This is a genomic window from Chryseobacterium sp. C-71 (assembly GCF_020911865.1).
Classification (GTDB): domain Bacteria; phylum Bacteroidota; class Bacteroidia; order Flavobacteriales; family Weeksellaceae; genus Chryseobacterium.
In genome coordinates this window covers 3,292,880-3,313,495 of record NZ_CP087131.1, presented here as the reverse complement: position 1 = coordinate 3,313,495, position 20,616 = coordinate 3,292,880, and the positions used below count along the sequence as shown (strand labels likewise).

21 protein-coding genes are annotated in these 20,616 nt (G+C 33.7%); 10 read left to right on the top strand and 11 right to left on the bottom strand.

Annotated features, from left to right (window positions below; all coding sequences use genetic code 11):
* Positions 1-4: 4 nt before the first annotated feature.
* Both LNP04_RS15285 and LNP04_RS15280 read right to left on the bottom strand, forming a co-directional pair.
* Positions 5-307 (bottom strand): type II toxin-antitoxin system RelE/ParE family toxin, encoded by a 303-nt coding sequence (locus tag LNP04_RS15285; protein WP_229983769.1) that lies wholly within the window; start codon positions 305-307, stop codon positions 5-7.
* On the bottom strand, positions 297-542 hold the full coding sequence (locus tag LNP04_RS15280; protein ID WP_229983768.1) for a hypothetical protein: 246 nt from the start codon (positions 540-542) through the stop codon (positions 297-299). Before LNP04_RS15280 ends, LNP04_RS15285 begins: the two co-directional genes overlap by 11 nt.
* Before the next feature lie 87 nt (positions 543-629).
* On the opposite strand from LNP04_RS15280, the gene LNP04_RS15275 reads away from it, so the two are divergent.
* The 8 genes from LNP04_RS15275 (at position 630) to LNP04_RS15240 (ending at position 10,431) form a co-directional block, all read left to right on the top strand.
* Positions 630-2,282 carry a peptide MFS transporter gene (locus LNP04_RS15275; RefSeq protein ID WP_229983767.1) on the top strand — a complete coding sequence of 551 codons (1,653 nt, stop codon included), beginning with the start codon at positions 630-632 and terminating at the stop codon, positions 2,280-2,282.
* A 134-nt stretch (positions 2,283-2,416) separates the two neighbouring features.
* Positions 2,417-4,135: a peptide MFS transporter gene (locus LNP04_RS15270; protein ID WP_229983766.1), complete on the top strand. Its 1,719-nt coding sequence runs from the start codon at positions 2,417-2,419 to the stop codon at positions 4,133-4,135.
* Positions 4,136-4,273: 138 nt separating this feature from the next.
* Positions 4,274-5,785 (top strand): peptide MFS transporter, encoded by a 1,512-nt coding sequence (locus tag LNP04_RS15265; protein ID WP_229983765.1) that lies wholly within the window; start codon positions 4,274-4,276, stop codon positions 5,783-5,785.
* 31 nt (positions 5,786-5,816) lie between these two features.
* On the top strand, positions 5,817-6,350 hold the full coding sequence (locus tag LNP04_RS15260) for a thioredoxin fold domain-containing protein (RefSeq protein ID WP_229983764.1): 534 nt from the start codon (positions 5,817-5,819) through the stop codon (positions 6,348-6,350).
* A 130-nt stretch (positions 6,351-6,480) separates the two neighbouring features.
* Entirely contained in the window at positions 6,481-8,565 is a 2,085-nt protein-coding gene (recG, locus tag LNP04_RS15255) for an ATP-dependent DNA helicase RecG (RefSeq protein WP_229983763.1), read from the top strand.
* A 203-nt stretch (positions 8,566-8,768) separates the two neighbouring features.
* The gene (locus LNP04_RS15250) at positions 8,769-9,224 is read left to right on the top strand and encodes a hypothetical protein (protein WP_229983762.1); all 456 of its coding nucleotides are present in this window, start codon (positions 8,769-8,771) and stop codon (positions 9,222-9,224) included.
* Positions 9,221-9,421 carry a helix-turn-helix transcriptional regulator gene (locus LNP04_RS15245; protein WP_229983761.1) on the top strand — a complete coding sequence of 67 codons (201 nt, stop codon included), beginning with the start codon at positions 9,221-9,223 and terminating at the stop codon, positions 9,419-9,421. The genes LNP04_RS15250 and LNP04_RS15245 overlap by 4 nt, the downstream gene beginning before the upstream one ends.
* A gap of 119 nt (positions 9,422-9,540) precedes the next feature.
* A complete protein-coding gene (locus tag LNP04_RS15240) occupies positions 9,541-10,431 on the top strand; it encodes a DUF72 domain-containing protein (RefSeq protein ID WP_229983760.1) in 891 nt (296 codons plus the stop codon).
* A gap of 117 nt (positions 10,432-10,548) precedes the next feature.
* Here the strand turns inward: LNP04_RS15240 and LNP04_RS15235 are convergent, their stop codons facing one another.
* The 7 genes from LNP04_RS15235 to LNP04_RS15205 form a co-directional block, all read right to left on the bottom strand.
* On the bottom strand, positions 10,549-11,154 hold the full coding sequence (locus LNP04_RS15235) for a hypothetical protein (RefSeq protein ID WP_229983759.1): 606 nt from the start codon (positions 11,152-11,154) through the stop codon (positions 10,549-10,551).
* Between the two features lie 38 nt (positions 11,155-11,192).
* Positions 11,193-11,837, bottom strand: a complete 645-nt coding sequence (locus tag LNP04_RS15230) for an HD domain-containing protein (protein ID WP_229983758.1) — start codon at positions 11,835-11,837, stop codon at positions 11,193-11,195.
* 97 nt (positions 11,838-11,934) lie between these two features.
* Positions 11,935-12,777, bottom strand: a complete 843-nt coding sequence (locus LNP04_RS15225; RefSeq protein ID WP_229983757.1) for a serine aminopeptidase domain-containing protein — start codon at positions 12,775-12,777, stop codon at positions 11,935-11,937.
* 90 nt (positions 12,778-12,867) lie between these two features.
* Positions 12,868-13,758, bottom strand: coding sequence for a ribokinase (locus LNP04_RS15220; RefSeq protein ID WP_229983756.1), 891 nt, complete (start codon positions 13,756-13,758; stop codon positions 12,868-12,870).
* Positions 13,759-13,895: 137 nt separating this feature from the next.
* Entirely contained in the window at positions 13,896-14,537 is a 642-nt protein-coding gene (locus LNP04_RS15215; RefSeq protein ID WP_229983755.1) for a DUF4241 domain-containing protein, read from the bottom strand.
* Between the two features lie 38 nt (positions 14,538-14,575).
* Complete coding sequence (locus LNP04_RS15210; protein WP_229983754.1) at positions 14,576-15,052, bottom strand: hypothetical protein; 477 nt, start codon at positions 15,050-15,052, stop codon at positions 14,576-14,578.
* 96 nt (positions 15,053-15,148) lie between these two features.
* Positions 15,149-17,761, bottom strand: coding sequence for a valine--tRNA ligase (locus tag LNP04_RS15205; protein WP_229983753.1), 2,613 nt, complete (start codon positions 17,759-17,761; stop codon positions 15,149-15,151).
* Between the two features lie 216 nt (positions 17,762-17,977).
* Between LNP04_RS15205 and LNP04_RS15200 the strand changes: the two genes are divergently transcribed.
* Positions 17,978-18,445 carry a DUF1573 domain-containing protein gene (locus tag LNP04_RS15200; RefSeq protein ID WP_229983752.1) on the top strand — a complete coding sequence of 156 codons (468 nt, stop codon included), beginning with the start codon at positions 17,978-17,980 and terminating at the stop codon, positions 18,443-18,445.
* Positions 18,446-18,574: 129 nt separating this feature from the next.
* A complete protein-coding gene (locus LNP04_RS15195; RefSeq protein ID WP_229983751.1) occupies positions 18,575-19,444 on the top strand; it encodes a polyphosphate kinase 2 family protein in 870 nt (289 codons plus the stop codon).
* 12 nt (positions 19,445-19,456) lie between these two features.
* Here the strand turns inward: LNP04_RS15195 and LNP04_RS15190 are convergent, their stop codons facing one another.
* The gene (locus LNP04_RS15190) at positions 19,457-20,047 is read right to left on the bottom strand and encodes a hypothetical protein (protein WP_229983750.1); all 591 of its coding nucleotides are present in this window, start codon (positions 20,045-20,047) and stop codon (positions 19,457-19,459) included.
* A 62-nt stretch (positions 20,048-20,109) separates the two neighbouring features.
* On the bottom strand, positions 20,110-20,607 hold the full coding sequence (locus LNP04_RS15185; protein ID WP_229983749.1) for a hypothetical protein: 498 nt from the start codon (positions 20,605-20,607) through the stop codon (positions 20,110-20,112).
* Between the last annotated feature and the right edge of the window lie 9 nt (positions 20,608-20,616).

The window sequence follows — 20,616 nt, the reverse complement described above, 5'->3', positions numbered from 1 at the left end:
ATTTTTATTTTCTTTCTTTCCAATTTTCGGGATTTCTCGAAGTGTGGAAAACAGAATATATCTCAATTAAATTTTTCTCTTTGTTGTAGAAATAGTGAATTCCGAAAGGAAATTTCTTCAGAAAAACGATTCTGTTTTCATCATATTTAAGTTCAAAAGACAAAGGGTTTTCCTTTATAAAATTGATTTTTGAACGAAAATCTTTAATAAATTGAGAGCAAAGTTTCTTATCTATCTTACTGTACCAATTATTAATTTCTTTCAAATCCCATTTTACAAAGTGACCGTAAATCAATTTAGTCGCCACTTTCTAAATCATTTAAATAATCATCCATTTCAGACTCAGAAACAAAACTTTGAGGGTTATTTCGAGAATAGCTCATCCTTCTTTTAGTCTCTTCTATTTGCCATTCAGGAACTTCATATTGTTTTTCTTTAAGATATTTATATTTCAGAAAATCAATAAAATCATTTACATCATGCAAAAATTCTTTGGGCAAAGTTTTTAAGTTAATCTCGATATCTTTTATAGTTGTTTCCATTTTTCATCTTTTATTTTACTCAAAGTTAATAAAATTCAATTATTATATTAAAAATTTTATATTTGTGAAATTGTAAAAATCTGATTCATGAAAACCAAACATCCAAAAGGCCTTCCCTATTTATTCTTCACAGAAATGTGGGAGCGTTTCGGCTATTACCTTATCCTCGGAATTTTCGTTCTGTACATGATTGACAGTGAAAAGGGAGGACTTGCTTTTGACGACAAAAATGCCGATGATATTTTCGGAACTTTTATCGCCTTAACCTATCTGACTCCTTTCTTGGGTGGATTTTTAGCCGACAGAGTTTTAGGATACATCAAAGCCATTTACATCGGAGGTTTTCTGATGGGATTGGGTTATCTCGGGGTTGGTTTGTTTAAAGAATTGCCGCTTTTTTACGCTTCGTTAGCTTTAATTATCATCGGAAATGGTTTTTTCAAGCCAAGTATTTCAACTCTTTTAGGAAATTTGTATAACGAAGAACCTTACAAAGTCAATAAAGATGCTGGTTACAATATTTTCTACATGGGAATCAACATCGGAGCCTTTGTCTGCAACATTATCGCTGCATTTATGCGTAACAAATACGGATGGGGACCTGCTTTCATGACCGCTGGAGTCGGAATGTTTGTCGGGCTTTTGGTTTTCACCATTGGAAGACGACATATTCTTCAGGCAAATATTTTAAAACCAGCACAAGAAGGTGACACAAAAATCTCTGATGTTTTGGTAAAAGTATTTTTACCAGCCATTATTTTCGGACTGATTGGATGGTTTATTCCGAATAATGTTTTCGGAAGCGATAGTACAGATGCCTTTATTTTTGCGTGCGTTCCTGTTATTTATTTCTACGTAATGCTTTATGTAAAAGCCAATGCGGAGGATAAAAAACCAATCGGCGCACTGTTGGCAATTTTCGCAGTGAGCTTAATGTTTTGGGCAGTATTTAAACAAAATGGAACAGCATTAACACGTTGGGCAAATTATTATACCGACAGAACAGTTCCTGCGCCTTTAGAAAAGCCTTTGGAAGCTATTTACTTAGTCGATAAAAAAGATTTTCAGGATAAGGAAGTTTCTGTTTATGACGACCAGTATCAGGTAAAAAAAGATGACGAAGGGAAGCCTATAAAAGAACAAGGTAAAGATGTTTATTTCAGAAATATTTCTCAATCTGATCGCACAAAGCTTGAAGCAAATCCTACAGAGAAAGTAAATCTTTATAATACAGAATTATTCCAATCCATCAATCCAGGTTGGGTAATTTTACTCACACCGGTCGTTGTAGCATTTTTTATGATGCTTCGAAGAAAAGGAAAAGAACCAAGTACACCTTCAAAAATCGTCTTAGGATTATTTATTTCAGCACTATCTTGTTTGGTGATGGTGGGCGCAGTATACGCTGGGCAAAACGGCTTGATAAAAGTATCTGCTTTATGGCTGGTTGCAGCTTATGGAGTTATTACAGTTGGTGAACTTTGCCTTTCTCCGATGGGATTATCATTAGTTTCAAAGCTTTCTCCACCAAGATTAACCGCATTAATGATGGGAGGTTTCTTTCTTTCGACATCAATCGGAAATAAACTTTCAGGTGTTTTAGCAAGTTTTTGGTATGATTACGATAACAAAGCCAATTTCTTTATCGTGAATTTTGGTTTGCTACTTTTAGCAACACTTTTAGGCTTATCGATTTTAAAAAGATTAAATAAAATAATGAAAGAAAAAGGAGTTAATTAATTCTTCTGTCATTCAATATAACGAAAGCTGTAGATTCTTCTGCAGCTTTTTTGTTTAAAATAAAATTAAAACCTTGTCAAAAACCCAAAAAAAACTATATTTGTGGGTCTTAACAAAAAATTAACAATTAATATATGGATACAGCAGTTCAGTCGAAGACTAAACACCCTAAAGGTTTATGGGTTCTATTCGGAACAGAGATGTGGGAGCGTTTCAACTTTTACGGAATGAGAGCATTGCTTACTTTATTTATGGTAAACTCTCTCCTAATTAAAGAAGCAGATGCAGCAATTATTTACGGTGGTTTCTTGGCTTTATGTTATTTAACTCCCCTTTTAGGAGGTTTCATAGCAGATAAATACATTGGAAACAGAAATGCAATTTTGGTAGGCGGTAGTTTAATGGCTCTTGGGCAGTTGCTATTATTCTTTAGTGCTTCAACGTTTTCGTCTGATCTCGTAAGTGCAAAAACACTGATGTGGTTAGCTTTATTCATTATCATTTTCGGAAATGGTTTCTTTAAACCGAATATTTCTTCAATGGTAGGAAGCCTTTATCCAAAACAGGAAAAATCTAAATTAGATTCTGCTTTTACTATTTTCTACATGGGAATTAATATTGGTGCATTCTTAGGCCAGTTTATTTGTCCATATTTAGGAGATGTTAAAGATTCTGAAGGAGTTAGAGATATTTTCGCATTCAAATGGGGATTCTTAGCGGCTTCAATCGCAATGCTTATAGGTACGGTAACATTCTTTATTCTTAAAAATAAATATGTTGTAACACCTGAAGGAAGACCAATCGGTGGATTACCAAAGAATAATACAACTGATGATTTTGAAGAAGGAGAAACTCAGACAGCAGTATTTTCTGGTAAAAACATGGGAATTGCAGCAGTATTATTCGTTGCGCTTTTCTTTGTATTTAGATATATCTTAGTTGGAGAATTCGGATTCAGCTCTGTAGGAATGGGGCAATTGATTAAAGGTATCATTTATCCATTTATTTACGCAGCGGGAATTTCATTAGCATTTTTAATTATGAGTTCTGCTGAAAACAAAGTAGAAAGACAGAGAATTTGGGTAATTTATATCGTTTCATTCTTTATTATTTTCTTCTGGGCAGCTTTTGAGCAAGCAGGTTCATCATTAACATTTATTGCAGATAACCAAACTGACAGAGATATTTTTGGTTGGAATATGCCACCATCAATGGTTCAGATTTTCAACGGTTTATTTGTTGTAGCTTTAGCTTTACCTTTCAGTTTACTTTGGGATAAATTAAGAGCCAAAGGAAAAGAACCAGTTTCTCCAATGAAACAAGCAATGGGTCTTGCTTTAATTGCTTTAAGTTATTTTATCATTGCTTACAATGTAAAAGATCTAGGAAATACAGGTCTTTTAGCAATTAAATGGTTAATGTTATTATACTTAATCCAAACAATGGGTGAGCTTTGTTTATCTCCTATCGGATTATCGTTAGTTGGTAAATTAGCTCCTAAAAGATTTGCTTCTTTGTTATATGGAGTTTTCTTCATCTCAAATGCAGCTGGTTATGCTTTAGCAGGCTCATTAGGGGCAATTATTCCTGCAACAGGAGATAAATTTGTGAAAGCTGAAAAGTTAGGGGTAAACCTTCAGGACGTTTTAGATAAAAAAGTAACCCTTACTCCAGAGCAGGTTGCATTATTTGAAAAAGAACAATTACCTATTGCAAACACTACATTTGCAGGAGTAGAAATTCATAATTTATTTGAATTCTTTATGGTCTTTGTGGTCTTGTGTGGAATTGCAGCTGTAATTCTTGCCATTTTATCACCAAAATTAAAGAAGATGATGAATGGCGTAAGCTAAAAATCATTTTAAAAATAATATTCAAACCTCTGATTTTTTCAGAGGTTTTTTTTTACATTAGTAAATTCTAAAAATGATACTTAATTTTAACAGATTACTTATCAAATTAATCATTACTTCAAACACCATAATTTATCAATGAATCTAACTTTAGACGAAATCCAAAACTTCAAAGGAAAATATCCAAAACAAATCTGGTCACTCTTTTTCTCAGAAATGTGGGAACGTTTCTGCTTCTACGGAATGCGCGGAATGCTTGTCTTCTTTATGATTTCACAATTGAACTTTCATGAAAAAGAAGCAAACCTACAGTATGGAGCAACTCAGGCTTTCGTTTATGCTTTTACCTTTGTAGGCGGACTTTTTGCCGATAAAATTTTAGGTTTCAGAAAATCACTTTTTTGGGGTGGGCTTTTAATGATTATTGGAAGTTTAATTTTAGCCACAGATCCGCATCAATTTTTCTTTTTAGGAATCGCTTTTACAGTTGTAGGAACAGGTTTTTTTAAGCCAAATATTTCTTCTATGGTGGGTCAGCTTTACAAGCCCAATGATTCTAGAGCAGATGCAGGATTCTCACTTTTTTATGCGGGAATTAATCTTGGGGCATTACTTGGTGGTTATTTATGCATCGCAATCGGTAAGGGCGAACTATTTGGAAGTATTATTTCAGAAAGTATGAGATGGAATGTTGCTTTTGGTTTGGCTGCAATTGTAATGGTCATCAGTTTAATTAATTTCGTATTTACTCAAAGAAGTTTAGGAACAATCGGGCTTCAGCCAGGTCATCCTGACAACGAAGTCAAATCTACACCTATGCCTAAATACAAAGAGTATGGAGTGTATATCTTATCATTAATATTTATTCCGATTATAATGACGATGGTTTCCGTTCCGGAATATACAGATTATTTCATGTGGACTGTCGGCCCATTGACGCTAATTTATTTATTTTATGAAATGTCTAAAGTAACACCAGCCGAGCGTAAAAAACTTTGGGCAGCTTTAGTTTTCATTTTATTTTCAATCTTATTTTGGGGAATTTATGAGCAAAGTGGAGGTTCACTAAGTATTTTCGCTGCAAAGAATTTAAATAAAGACCTTTTAGGACTAGACCCGAATGGCGTTAATAATTCCGGAGGAGCATTTTTTATTATTTTCTTAGCACCACTTCTTGGATTATTATGGATTTGGATGAGCAAAAGAAAAATAGAACCCAATACCATCATTAAGTTCGGTTTAGGATTTATTTTCCTCGGATTGGGTTATTATGTACTTTTTGCCACAAGATTTTTCGCAGATTTGCAGGGAATCACCTCATTGAATTTCTTCACAATAGCTTTATTGGTCATTACTTTAGGAGAACTTTGTCTCTCTCCTATCGGATTATCAATTATGACCAAACTTTCCACCAAAAACCTTCAGGGAATGATGATGGGAATGTGGTTTCTTGCTTCAGCTTACGGACAATACGTTGCAGGAATTATTGGGGCAGGACTAGCAACAGCTAAAGAGGGTTCCACCAACTACGATGCATTGATTACGTACACAGAAGGTTATAAACAATTGGCTCTGTATGCAGTAATTGCCGGAGTGGTACTGATTTTGATATCACCATTAGTCAAAAAGCTCATGCAGGAAGTAAAATAGAATCTCTGTAACTTGTACAAAACATCAAATCATGAAAAAAATATCAACCATACTTTTCCTTTTTTTTATCAGTTTAAATTTTGCACAGGTAAAATGGATGACCATTGAAGAAGCATTAGCTGCTCAAAAAATTCAGCCAAAAAAAATCCTGATTGACTTCTATGCAGACTGGTGCGGGCCATGCAAAATCATGGACAAAAAAACGTACGGACACGCTGTGATCTCAGACTTTTTAAATCAAAATTATTATCCTGTAAAATTTGATGCAGAAGATAAAAGAACCTTAGAAATATTTGGAAGAAGTTTTTCTAATGAGAATAAAGCACACAAAAAAGGAAGAAACTCACTACATGAATTTACACAGTTTATGAATGTAGGAGCAGTTCCGAGCACCGTATTTTTAGATGAAAACGGAGCACCGATTACCATTTTGCAAGGAGAACTTTCAGCAAAAGAATTAGAACCTTATCTTTCATTAATTTCAAACGACTTATATAAAAAAATAAAAACCCGTGAAGAGTGGGAAGATTATCAGAAAAAGTTTAAATCGAATATAAAGGATTAGAAATTGCGATTTGCTTTTGGCTTCTGGCTTCTTGCAAATCTACAGTGTTAAAAAAACAAAGTCTAAGCTTTCAAAACTGAAAGCTTTTTTTATTTCTAAATTTTCCCGAAATTCGTGCCTTTCATAAACCTTGACTTTAGAAACCTCTATAGAATTTGTAAAAGGAATCGGTCCTGAACGAGCCAAACTCATCAAAAATGTGTTGGGAATGTCTACTGTGGAAGACCTTCTGCACTTCTATCCTATCCGTTACATAGACAAAAATAAGCTGTACAAAATAGGAAGTCTTCAGGAAAGCAATATCGAAATTCAGCTAAAAGGAAAAATCTCTAATGTACAAGAAATTCACAACGGTAAAATAAAAAGACTGACCGCAAAATTCAATGACAGTACTGGAAGTATGGATTTGGTGTGGTTTCAGTATTCAAAATGGCTGAAAGAACAACTTCCGGTAAATCGTGAGGTTTTTATATTCGGAAAAATTAATGCTTTCAACAATCAATTCTCGATGCCACATCCTGAAATTGAACTGGATGAGAACAAAGAAAAAGACAACAGATTAAGACCCATTTATTCAAGTTCAGAGAAATTAACGAAAAGAGGTTTGAATCAGAAATTTTTTCAGGTGATTTTAAGAAATATCTGCAAAGAAATTCCAAACCTAATTCAGGAAAATCTACCGGACTATCTTATCAAATCGATGAAATTCTTATCGAGACAGCAAACTTATCTGAACATTCACTTTCCGGAAAATTTAGAATATTGTGACAAGGCTAATTTTAGATTAAAATTTGAAGAATCTTTCTTTTTTCAATTGGGTTTTGGTTTAAAAAAAGCTCACCACAAAACAAAATCACAAGGAAATCCGTTCCCAATTGTTGGTGATTATTTCACTGACTTTTATGAAAATCATCTTCCTTTTGAACTCACCAATGCACAAAAAAGAGTTTTAAAGGAAATCAGGTTGGATATGAAAAAGCCCATCCAGATGAATCGACTTTTACAAGGTGATGTAGGTTCCGGTAAAACTATGGTCGCTTTACTGACGATGCTGATTGCTCTTGACAATGGTTTTCAAAGCTGTCTAATGGCTCCGACAGAAATTCTTGCTCAGCAACATTATAACGGCATCAAAGATTTACTGAAAGACACAGAAATCAAAGTTAATATTCTTACAGGTTCTGTAAAAGCTTCTGCCCGGAAAATTATTCACGAAGAATTGGAAAATGGTGAACTTTCAATTTTGATAGGAACTCACGCCGTTTTGGAAGATAAGGTTAAATTTAAAAATCTTGGTCTTGCCATCATCGACGAACAACACCGATTTGGTGTGGCACAAAGAGCAAAACTTTGGGCAAAAAATAAAATCCCGCCTCATATTCTTGTAATGACTGCAACGCCAATCCCAAGGACTTTGGCGATGAGTTTTTATTCTGATCTGGATGTTTCTGTGATAGACGAAATGCCTGTTGGGAGAAAACCGATTATCACCGCTCATCGTAGAGAAAAAGACCGAGCTTACGTTTACAATTTCTGTCATGAAGAAATTCGCAAAGGCAGACAAATCTATTTCGTTTATCCGCTAATCGAAGAATCTGAAACGTTGGATTATAAAAATCTAATGGAAGGTTTAGAACATGTAATGGAAAATTTTTCAAATTACAACGTCACCATGCTTCACGGGAAAATGAAACCTGACGAAAAAGACGAAGCCATGAATTATTTTGCATCAGGAAAATCTCAGATTATGGTTGCTACGACAGTTATTGAAGTCGGGGTCAATGTTCCGAATGCTTCTGTGATGGTCATAGAAAGTGCCGAGAGATTTGGTTTGTCACAGCTTCATCAGTTGCGTGGTCGTGTAGGAAGAGGTGCCGAACAGAGCTATTGTATCCTAATGACTTCGGATAAACTATCGACCGAAAGCCGTACCAGAATTAAAACGATGACCGAAACCAATGATGGTTTTAAAATTTCTGAGGTTGATATGCAGTTGCGTGGTCCCGGTGATATTTTGGGAACTCAGCAGAGCGGGGTTGTCGATTTCAAAAAATTGGATTTGGTAAATGACTCTGCCATCATTAAAAACACTAAAAATATGGTTGAAAAAATTCTGGAAGCCGATCCTTTATTGACAAGAACTGAGCATCAGATTATTAAGAACTACTATCTTCAGTATTATAAAGGAAAAAATAAGTGGAGTAAGATTTCATAATAATGTTTCTCATTTATATTTTATCATACATTTTCATTCGAATAAAAATTTCATAAAAACGTCTGCAAAGCTGTTTAAATAGTAATATTTTTTAACGACACAAAACAACATCCATAGTGGGATATTTTTAAAAAAAAACAATGTAAAATAAACTTTACATATTGTAAAATATTTTTTACATTTGGACAATTAAAAATAACAACATGAATACATTAAAACTTTTTCCAAACCGTTTCAAAAAAATAGGCTGGCTTATTTTCATTCCATCATTAATTTTAGGAATATTATCATTGACTGATATTCTTACTTTACCTGAAGTTTCTGTACCTGTATTTTACAATTCAGGATTTCCATTGAGTAGTGAAGAAAACGGATTATTTAAAAACGCAGAAATCGCAATTTTCCCAAATCTGTTTGGAATGCTCATTATAATAGGCGGGATTTTAGTAGGTTGTTCAAAAGAAAAAATAGAAGATGAATACATTTCAAGCTTAAGACTAAAGTCCGTATTTTGGAGTTTAATTGCTACCTATTCTATTATTCTTATTTTATTTTTAACCATTTTTGGAAGCCTTTTTTTCACAGCAATGATTCTGATTATGTTTTTACCTTTGGTTCTGTATGTTTTCAGGTTTAATTATTTATTATTAAAAAAATGAAAAACACAATCAAGATAGAAAGAGCAGTAAAGAATATCACACAAGAAGATTTGGCAAAAAAAATTGGCGTCTCAAGACAGACCATCAATGCCATGGAAGCTGGAAAATATGTTCCATCAACAGTTTTAGCTTTAAAGATTGCGAAATATTTTGACAAAAAAGTGGAGAATATTTTTGAGTTGGAGGATGGAGATTAGCTGATCATTCATAAGAAATGAACTGCTAATATTAAAATAAACTGTAGAAATATCTGCAGTTTTTATTTTATATTTGTTAAATACTAAAACTTTCCACTAATTCCTAAAACCTAAGCCCAATGAAATTCGGACAAGTAGAAGACCCATCAAAGATAGATTTTACGTTACCAAAAGATCATTCGAGAACCAAAGAAATTTTGAAGCAAAATAAAAAAGGGCTTGAAAACATTTCCATTGGCTGTGCAAAATGGAATAAAACTGACTTGAAAGGTTTCTATCCAAAAGGAACAAAAGATGAGCTGACTTATTATGCAACACAGTTCAATTCAATCGAACTGAATGCAACATTCTACGGAATGCCGACTTCAGAACAGGTTTTGACATGGAAAGAAAAAACACCGGCAGATTTTAAGTTTTTCCCAAAAATCACCAATACGGTTTCGCATTTCAGAAGACTTTTAAATATTGATGATGTCGTGACGCAGTTTGCAACGGCAGTTTTAAATTTCGATGAAAAATTAGGAATGGTTTTCTTACAGCTTCACGATAATTTTAAACCTAAAGATTACGAAAGACTTGAGCAATTTGTGAATAAATGGCCTAAAGAAGTTCCTTTAGCCATCGAACTCCGAAATACCGAATGGTTTACTGATGAAGAGATTTTCGATAAAACCTGCCAGCTTTTTGAAGATAATAACATCACAAACATTATTGTAGATACTGCCGGAAGAAGAGATATGCTTCACATGCGTCTTACCACTCCGAATGCGTTTATCAGGTATGTTGGTGCCAACGCTGAAAGCGATTACGAAAGATTAGATGATTGGTTGAAACATTTAACAAAATGGAAAAAAGAAGGTTTGCAGAATTTATATTTTTTTGTACACCAAAATCTTGAAAAAGCTTCACCTTTGCTTTCTTCTTATTTTATTGAAAACATGAATAAAGAATGGAAAACTGAGATTATTGTACCAAAAATGGGACAGGAAAAGATGCCAAGTTTATTTTAATCTGAATTCTAGAATACTTTGACTTTAATAAAGATAGCACTCCTACGGAGTGCTTTAATTTTGTGGATTAATCATGCTACACAGACAGATATTGTTCCTTTCGAGTAACTATAAACTTTATTTTATTTGCTTTGACTTAGTTCTAACGATCAAAGCAACATTTAGAAAAATCAGGAGAAAGCAGAGCGTTACCCAAATTCCTAACTGCATATTTTCGAAATTATAATTTTCTACGTGCTTTTTTGCCTGTTCGGAAAGCTTTTCACTTTGAATAATGTAGTTCTGGACTTCAACAATCTGATCCATATTTTTATTGGGAACAGCGTGCTGCGAAAAGTAAACCATATTTTTCTTTCCAAGATAACCGACAATCCAATATTGATCAGATTTGGTTAGTTTAAGATACTCAATTCTGTAATATTCAGGGCGAACTTTTCCGATGTGTTTTGTCTCAAAAGTTCCGCTTTTATCTAAATTATTTACAGTAATTACATAAAAATCCAGCGGCTGTGGAAGTTTATTGATAACCTGCAGAGAAACAGAATTGCTCACAATCCCAATCGAACTTTTTTTGATAAACCAATACGTAAACAGCGAAATGGAAAAAACCAAAGTAAAAATCCGAAAGATTTTCGCCCATTTGGCAAACTCTCCAGACTTCACTTTATACAAGAAAAGTGAAAGGATGAGTGAAAAAAAGATGATTGAAATAATGAATCCCATGCTGCAAAGATAATCATTAGAGATGTTTTGAGGGAATCTTAATCAACATTCCACTCTTTATAAAACTGGTCGAGAAAACTCAGCATAAATTGATGCCTTTCTTCGGCTATTTTTTTACCTTCTTCAGTATTCATCAAATCTTTTAACAGCAACAGTTTTTCATAAAAATGATTAATGGTCGTACCGTCTGATTTTTTGTATTCATCTTTTGACATATTCAATTTTGGCTCAATATCAGGATGATACATCAGGTTATTTTTAAAACCTCCGAAATTGAATGTTCTCGCAACACCAATAGCTCCGATGGCATCAATACGGTCCGCATCTTGTACAATTTTAAGTTCAATGGGTAAATCTTTTTGAACTTCTCCTCTATTTTTAAAAGAAATATTCTGAATGATAAACAAAACCTGCTGAATAATCTCCTCCTCTACATTTTGGCTTTCAAGAAACTCTCTTGAGATTTTTAAGGCTAAAGTTTCGTCACCGTTATGAAATTTCGGATCTGCAATATCGTGTAATAAAGCAGAAAGTTCAACAACTTCAAAATTGCAGTTTTCAGTTTGTGCGATTTTTTGGGAAAGTTTCCAGACTCTTTCGATATGAAACCAATCGTGCCCTGCTTCTGCACCCTCTAGTTTTTCTTTAACGAATTTTACTGTGTTTTGTATGATGTTGTTCATTTTTATTTTTTGATTTAACCTTGCTTATTTAACCATCCCGTCAAAAATTCTTTGAATTTTCGCCACCCCTCCAGAGGAGGGGAATTTTTGCTACGTTTTATCGTTGAATTTCGTTTAAAATAATTTCCCAAAGGTTTTTATTATAGCTTCTAAAAAAATTGATGTGTCCTATTTCACCTTTTTTAGATTCTGAAGTTTTAATTAGTCTGTAAGAGGGTTTTAAATTCGGATATGTATCATTTAATAATGATTTCACCCCTTTTTCAGTTAACCAAGCGTCATCTTCAGCCTGAATGACGAAAACTTTTTGATTTAAATCTTTCGAAAAATCATTCGTTCTAAGCAATAATTTATTGGTGGATTTCCTGTTCAAAATTAAGATTCTCCAGTCATAAGCGCAATTTTTTGGCAGACTTTCTCCTAACCCAAACCAATGCGCTGGAAAATAACCGAATAGTTCAGTGAATACAGGCTGAACAATTCCGAATCCTAAAACAGCTTCAATTTTCGTCCGCCATTTTAGGTTTCCGACGAATGCATTTTGAGTCCCGACAAAGAAAAATTCGTCAAATATTTCAGAGTCTTTGTTCATCCCGAGAATCAAAGCACCAACCGAATGTCCCAGACAAAATTTCTTATAATGTGTAAAATTATTAAGGATAAATTGTGTCAGTGTTTTGTAATCTTTACTTCCCCAAATTCTCATAGATGCATTAAAGTTTCTCATCTTTTGAGGCTTTGAAAGACCAATTCCTCTATAATCGTAAGTGATAACGGTAAAACCTTTTGAAGCAAAAAACTGTGCAAATGAGAAATAAATCTGCTGTTTCACACCGGTCGCCGAATTAATCAATAAAAGTTGATGATTGCTTTTTTCAGGTTTAAAAAGATGGGCGGCAAGTTGAATTCCATCATCAGTTTGGAGAAGCAGTTTTTCCATAGGATTACAATAAAATATCCACTGTCAAAAGTGGATATTTTTATGCTGAAATTTAATTGATTTTCGAAATTTCGATATGCGCTAAATAATTTACTTCAATATTTCTGAAAGCTTTGGAAGTGCTGTCTGGGCACCTCTCCCCAATGAAACTTTTGATGAAACCTCATTCCCGAATTTTACACATTCTTCAATTGAATTTCCATGACATAGTGCGATGGAAAAACCCGATGTAAATGCATCGCCCATTCCCATTTTGTAGACCATATTTTCGTCTTCGTTCCTGAAATATTTCATTTCTGTACCATCAAAATATATGGTTGAATTGGTTTCGTCACGAATAAAAACTTTATTAAAATATTTTTTGAGGACTTTCTCTTTTTGATCTTCACCGAAAATGATTTCCAACTCGTTGCTTTTAGCTATAATAAAATCAACATTTTCTATCACTTCATTGCTTAAAGGTCTTCCGGGAGAGGCATATAAACCCACTAACTTACCGTAGTTTTTTGCTTTCTTAATGGTAAATTCTACAACATCCATCGGAATTTCCAATTGCAAAAGAACCATGTCTGAGCCGTTGATATATTTATCGGCTTCTTCAACATTCTGAGTCGTCAGATATTTATTTGCTGCCGGAACGACTACAATCGCAGCATCTCCATCAGAGCTTGTAACGTAAGCTGTGCCTGTAGAATCTTTGTCTGTTTCTGTTACAAAACCAACATTCACGTTTTCACTGACAAGATTTCTCATGATTTGCTGTCCCAGCGGGTCAAGGCCTACACAACCGATGAAATAAACACTAGCACCCAATCTCGCAGTTCCAACTGCCTGATTTGCGCCTTTTCCGCCAAAATAATTATCGCAATGACTTGCCATCACCGTTTCATTGGATGATGGTATTTTTTCGGTATATAGAACCAAATCTAGTGAGCAACTTCCAACCACAATGATTTTGGGTTGTGTTGAAGAAAAATTCATATTTTGTAATTTTAGCTTACAGTAAATTTAAACAACTTACTGTTACAAAAAATAAAAATTTTAAATCTTGATTAAATTAAATCAAATTTAACTTTAATTGTATGAATTAATTTATTCGAATCGAGCTGAAGAGCTTTTTAATTTACCAAAATTTCAATAAATTCAGTTACAATTTTCACTGGTGCATTTGCTTTATCATAACCGACATAACTTGCGTAAAAGCCTTCGCCGTAGCCGGTTTCAAAACCAAAAATTGTTCCTGGAAGTTCGTCAGACGGTTTTAGAAAAGCATACTGATCGATTGCTCCTTTTTCGTCAAAAAAATGCTCATGGAAAAACTCTTCGTAAATTCCCATAAAATCATCTCCTTTTCTATGATATAATTTTTGTTCTAAATCATTAAGACTTTTCTGCGTCTCTACATCCATAAAGCAGCCCATTCCGCTTTCTACGGGATAACCAAAAACTTCACCTTCTGCTAAATCTTTGATATTTTGACTTTCGGTTGTGGCTAATTTCCATGATGTAATTTCTGCATCAGTAAAAACAATTTCTGCATAAGCAACACAATTGCTTTCTCTTTCTTTATGAAGTAAAACGGAAAAATCACCTTTAGGAAAAACATTAATGAAAGCCTGCATATCATTGGTAATCAAAGGGTCGCACGCAACCAGTTTTCCGGTTGGAAGGTATATTTTTCCCACATCAAAACTTTCAAGCAACGGACTTTCTACGAAGTTTTTTGAGAATAATTTTTGTATGTTTTCTAGGTGTGTCATTTATTATCAGGCTAGGGTTTTAGATTAAATCTAAAACCTTATTTTAATGTTTTTAATTCAGTTTCTATTTTCAGCTTTTTTTCGCTCCAATAATTTATCCTTTCTATTTTATCAGGATATTCTTCAAGAGTAACATTTTGATAAAACTTAATAGAATTTTTATAATCTGTGAAAACTCTTTCCAAATAATCTTTGTAATCTTTTTCATTTTGTGGAATATATCCAATCCCGTCACATCCGCAACTGAAAAAAGTTTTACCAATTCTATAAAGTCCTTCTATAATTTCCCATTCTTTTTTGGCAGATATTTTAGGAGCTTTAAAGTCATGTCCCAAATTAGCCATTACATTCGAACATTCAGGGCATTTTACAGTTCTATTTTCAATTTCATCACTTAATTCTTTTAAACTGATCTTTTCTTTTTTTGTAAATACTTGTCCAACTTTTCTGATAGACTTTCCGTTGAGTTCATGATATACTTTATCTTTCTTTATTCTTAACAAAATATCATCCACAGGAGTTTGTTTAAATGTTTTTCTACATCTAAAACAAACATAATGGAATTTATATGTCTTAAAAGCATATCTACACACCTTCTGAAATATAAAATATTAAAGTGTCTTCAATTTTTCTTCAAGAATTGCAATCTTATCCTGCGCATCTTTTTGTTTCTTTCGCTCAACTTCTACCACTTCCGGTTTTGCGTTGGCAACGAATTTTTCATTAGAAAGTTTTTTGTCAACAGAAATTAAAAATCCTTTCAGATATTTCACTTCTTCTTCTGTCTTCTTTTTTTCTTCTTCTAAATCTAATTTTTCACTTAAAGGAATTGAAACTTCAGTCGATCCAACCAAGAAAGTGAAGCTTGGCTTATCCGTTTTTTCATTAAAATGAATTTCTGAAATACTTGCTAATTTTTTAACTACAGCTTCGTTTTCAAAATTTGTCGCGTTCGTATAAACTTCAACGGCTTCTCGTGGTGAAATTCCCTTTGTCTGACGGTAATTTCTTATTCCTGAAATGATCTCTTCAGCAGTTTCAAAGTTTTTTATAATCTCTTCATTAAATCCTTCTGCTTTTTTCTGCTGAGCGATTACCAAAGCTTCTTCAGGTTTTCTTTCTGAAATCAACTGCCACAATTCTTCTGATAAGAATGGCATAAAAGGATGTAGAAGTTTCATCAGTTCTTCGAAGAAAACAATCGTCTGATCGTACACTTCTTTCGAAATTCCTTCTCCATAATTTGGTTTAATGGCTTCAAGATACCAACCACAGAAATCGTCTTTCACCAATTTTTGAATCAAATGCAAGGCATCAGAAATTCTGAATTTGTCAAATTGGTCATTGATTTCAGCAATCGATTTGTTTAACTGATTTTCAAACCATTCAATCGCCTGAATATCTGAAGCAATCAATGGTTTATCTTCTTTAATCCAGTTTTGGGTCAAACGGAACGCATTCCAGATTTTTGTCATGAAATTTCTTCCTTGTACCATCAAATCTTCGTCAAATAACAAATCATTTCCGGCAGCCGAACTCAATAAACTTCCAACACGTACTCCATCAGCACCATATTGAGAAATCAAATCTAAAGGATCGGGTGAATTACCTAATTGCTTAGACATTTTTCTTCTCTGCTTATCTCTTACAATCCCTGTGAAATAAACATTTTTGAAAGGAACTTCACCTTTAAATTCTAATCCGGCCATAATCATTCTGGCAACCCAGAAGAAAATAATATCCGGACCTGTAACCAGATCTGAAGTTGGATAGTAATAATTGATGTCTTTATTATCAGGATCAAGTAAGCCGTCAAAAACCGACATTGGCCACAACCATGATGAGAACCAAGTATCAAGGGCATCTTCGTCTTGTCTTAAATCTTCAAGTTGAGCTATAATTCCTTTTTGCTCTTCTAAAACTACTAAAGCTTGGTATTTATCTTCTGCAACTACAAAATCATTTTCGCCATCACCATAGTAGAATGCAGGAATCTGCTGTCCCCACCAAAGCTGACGAGATATATTCCAATCACGGATGTTGTCCATCCAGTGTTTGTAGGTATTTTTAAATTTTTCAGGATAGAATTTCACTTCATCATCCATCACAACATCTAATGCAGGTTTTGCGATATCAGACATTTTTAAAAACCACTGAACAGAAACTTTAGGTTCAATAACTGCACCTGTTCTTTCAGAAGTTCCTACTTTATTGACGTAATCTTCTGCTTTTAGTAAAAGATCATTTTCTTCTAATTCTTTTGCTATTTGCTTTCTTACATCAAATCTGTTTTTTCCGGCATAATGAAGTCCCTGTTCATTTAAGTTTCCATCATCATCCAAAACATCAATCATTGGAAGATTGTGCTTTTGTCCGATTTCGTAGTCATTAATATCATGAGCAGGCGTAATTTTTAAAGCACCTGTTCCAAATTCGATATCAACATATTCGTCTTCAATGATAGGAACGATTCTGTTGACAATCGGTACAATTACATTTTTGCCTTTTAAATGAGCATATCTCTCATCATTAGGATTGATACAAACGGCAGTATCTCCGAAAATAGTTTCAGGACGCGTTGTAGCAACTGATAGGAACTCTTCTGTACCTTCGATTTTATATTTAAGGAAATATAATTTCCCGTTTTGCTCTTTAAAGATTACTTCTTCGTCAGAAATATTGGTTTTTGCCTCCGGATCCCAGTTCACCATTCTGTATCCTCTGTAGATAAGACCTTTGTTGTATAAATCAACAAAACTCTTAATGACCTGCTGAGACATTTTATCTTCCAGAGTAAAGCGGGTTCTGTCCCAATCACAAGAGCAACCTAGTTTTTTTAATTGCTCTAAAATTGTTCCTCCGTATTTATCAGTCCAGTCCCATGCGTGTTTCAAAAATTCTTCACGGGTGATATCAGATTTATTGATTCCCTCAGACTTCAGTTTAGCAACAACTTTCGCTTCAGTAGCAATTGAAGCGTGGTCTGTTCCCGGAACCCAGCAGGCATTGAAGCCCTGCATTCTTGCACGACGTACCAAAACATCCTGAATGGTGTTATTCAACATATGCCCCATGTGAAGAATTCCTGTGACGTTTGGCGGCGGAATTACGACCGTATACGGCGGCTTCTCGTTGGGTTCTGAGTGGAAATATTTGTTTTCCAGCCAGTAGTTGTACCATTTCTGTTCTGTTTCCTGTGGATTATACTTTTCTGAAATCTGCATAAATTCTGGTTTCTTTATCTTATAATCTGCAAAAATAGTTTAAAGTAAAAAAATGTAAGCATTAATTAAAATAATTTTTAACTTTGTTTCTCAAAATTTATCTAACAAACATATTAACATTCAGGAATATGAAATCGCCAAGGCCGACTTGTGAAACAAGCACTAGTAAAAATAGGCGATAACATAAGACCTTAAAAATTTAATAAATATCTACTTATGAAAACATTACTTGCAGGAATTGCATTATTCGGAACTATTGCTTTAGCATCTGCACAAACAATTACATTCGACAAAACTACTTACGAATATGGTGCAATTAAACCAAATTCTGACGGTACAAGATTTTTTACTGTAACTAACACAGGTGATAAGCCTTTGATTATTTCAAACGTAAAACCTGCTTGCGGGTGTACAACTCCTGAATTTAGCCAAGACCCAATTTTACCAGGTAAATCTGCTAAAATTAAAGTAGGATATGCTACAGCTAACGCAGGTCCTTTCAACAAAATGATTGAAGTATTTTCTAATGACCCTGTAAACAGCAGAAGTATCATCTACATCAAAGGTGATGTAAACGCAAACGCTCCTGAACCTAAAGTTTTGACACCTGCTGAACAAAAGGCGGCTGCAAAAGCTGAAAAGAAAGCTGCTAAAACTGCTAAGAAAGTAGCTGCAAGAAACTAATAATATTTTAAAATAATATTAAACCGTCTCACATGAGGCGGTTTTTTTTGTTATATTTATATAAGGTTAAATTCTTAAATGATATCTTCAATATTTAAATTTTAAAACTTTCACTTAAATTATTACAATATGACAAATAATTTTTCAGACGACTTCATCATAAAGGACAAATTTTCAATAAAAAAAACTGATACAGAATATAAAGGGAAACTTACTAAAGAGGAAGGTGTTCAGATCTTAATTCAAGAAAAAGAAAAACTTCGTGAGTTGCAGGAAAAACTATATGCAGATGGAAGTAAATCTCTTTTGGTTGTGCTTCAAGCAATGGATGCGGCAGGCAAAGACAGTCTCATAGAACACGTTTTTGGCGGTGTAAATCCTCAAGGCTGTAATGTGATGAGTTTTAAAACACCGAGCTCAAAAGAATATGCTCATGACTTTTTGTGGAGACATTATTTAGCAGTACCCCAAAAAGGAATGATAGGAATTTTCAACCGCTCACACTATGAAAGTGTTTTGGTTTGTAAAGTACATCCCGAGTATAATTTAAGCGAGAAAACCTGGACTTCTGTAAAAGATTTTGATAAAGAATTTTGGGATAATCGTTACGAAAGCATTAGAAATTTCGAAAAACATTTGGCTCAAAACGGAACTACTATTATTAAAATTTTCCTTCATGTTTCTAAAGACGAACAAAAGAAAAGATTATTAGACAGAATCAACGAACAGGAAAAAAATTGGAAATTCTCTGCAGCAGATCTACCCGAAAGAGCTTTGTTTGATGAATACATGAATTGCTACGAAACCGCAATCAATGAGACTTCTAAAGATGAAGCACCTTGGTATGTGATTCCGGCTGACAATAAATGGTTTGCAAGATTATCTGCAATACAAATCATTATTGATACTTTAGAAAAAATGGATTTGAAATATCCTACACTTTCAAAAGAAGATCGAGCAGGTTTGGATGATGCTAAAAAGCAGTTGGAAAGCGAATAAAGTCAAAAACCATCATCTCAAGCGAGATTTGTCACGAAAATAATTGAAGGCTTTTGAATACCAATTTTTAAAAGTCTTCTTCCAACTCAACTGCCTTATATAATTTTCATCAGCAATTGAGTCTGGCTGTAAAAATGGAATAATTTGTTTGGGAATTTTCCAAAAAGCTTTTGGCGGATTTTGTTTAAATACTATAATGTATAACTTTAAGGTTTCTAAATACCAATCTTGATGTTTGTTGAAGGCAGTAACTCCGCCTAAACTAGGGAAATGATGGAGCTCTCTTTCTAAAATATTAGGACAAAATTCTTTCCAATATTCGGTAGTGTAAAGTAAATGCATGTGCCAAACTTTATCTACCATCATTGAAGGTGAAGCTCCATTTTTAGATACGCAGCACAAATAAATAAATCGTTTATATTCTTCAATGGCTAAAAGACAGAATCTCCTCGTCCAACCTTCCGTCTGCCCCAGTTTTCTGGAAAACGGAAGTGCCGCATTGGGCTGATCGATTTGATATTCGGCAATTCTTTTCCACAAGGGATTTTCGGAATAATTTAATTCGTTTGAAGTTAACAGTACAGGGTTTAATTCCGGTTTCATAATGTAAGCTAATAAAGATTATTATATTGTTTTTAAAACAGTTTTCATAGCAAATAACTGAATTAACAGCATCCGCAAGATGGCGATGAAGTGTAGGTATAAATATCTTTTTTATAATAACAATTAATGATTTTCACAAGTTCATCGACTGTCATTCGTAGCGTATAAAAATCTGTAATATTTAATTTAAGTTTGAAATCTTTTTCCGGATCTGAATCCACAGTTACAGAAATTACATTATCAATAATCTGGATTTCCGAGATCTGATCCCACTGAATTTGAACATTTTTAAGATGATAATACAAACCATTTTCTGTAATGCTTAATAATTCTTCGGGTTCGCAACCACCTTCATGAAAAGCTACTACTGAATACGTAAAAACAGCTCCAATTAAAGGCAGAAAAATAGTAAGAAAAGTTAAATTGGCCTCATTTTCATAACTCATATATATACCATCGATAACAAGCATTATAAATAAAATGACAAAAGCAACTAAGAATGTCGAGCATCCCGCTGCGTTAGATTTAAAACCTTCTTTTAAAATAATTTCTTTTTTCATCTTTGTTTA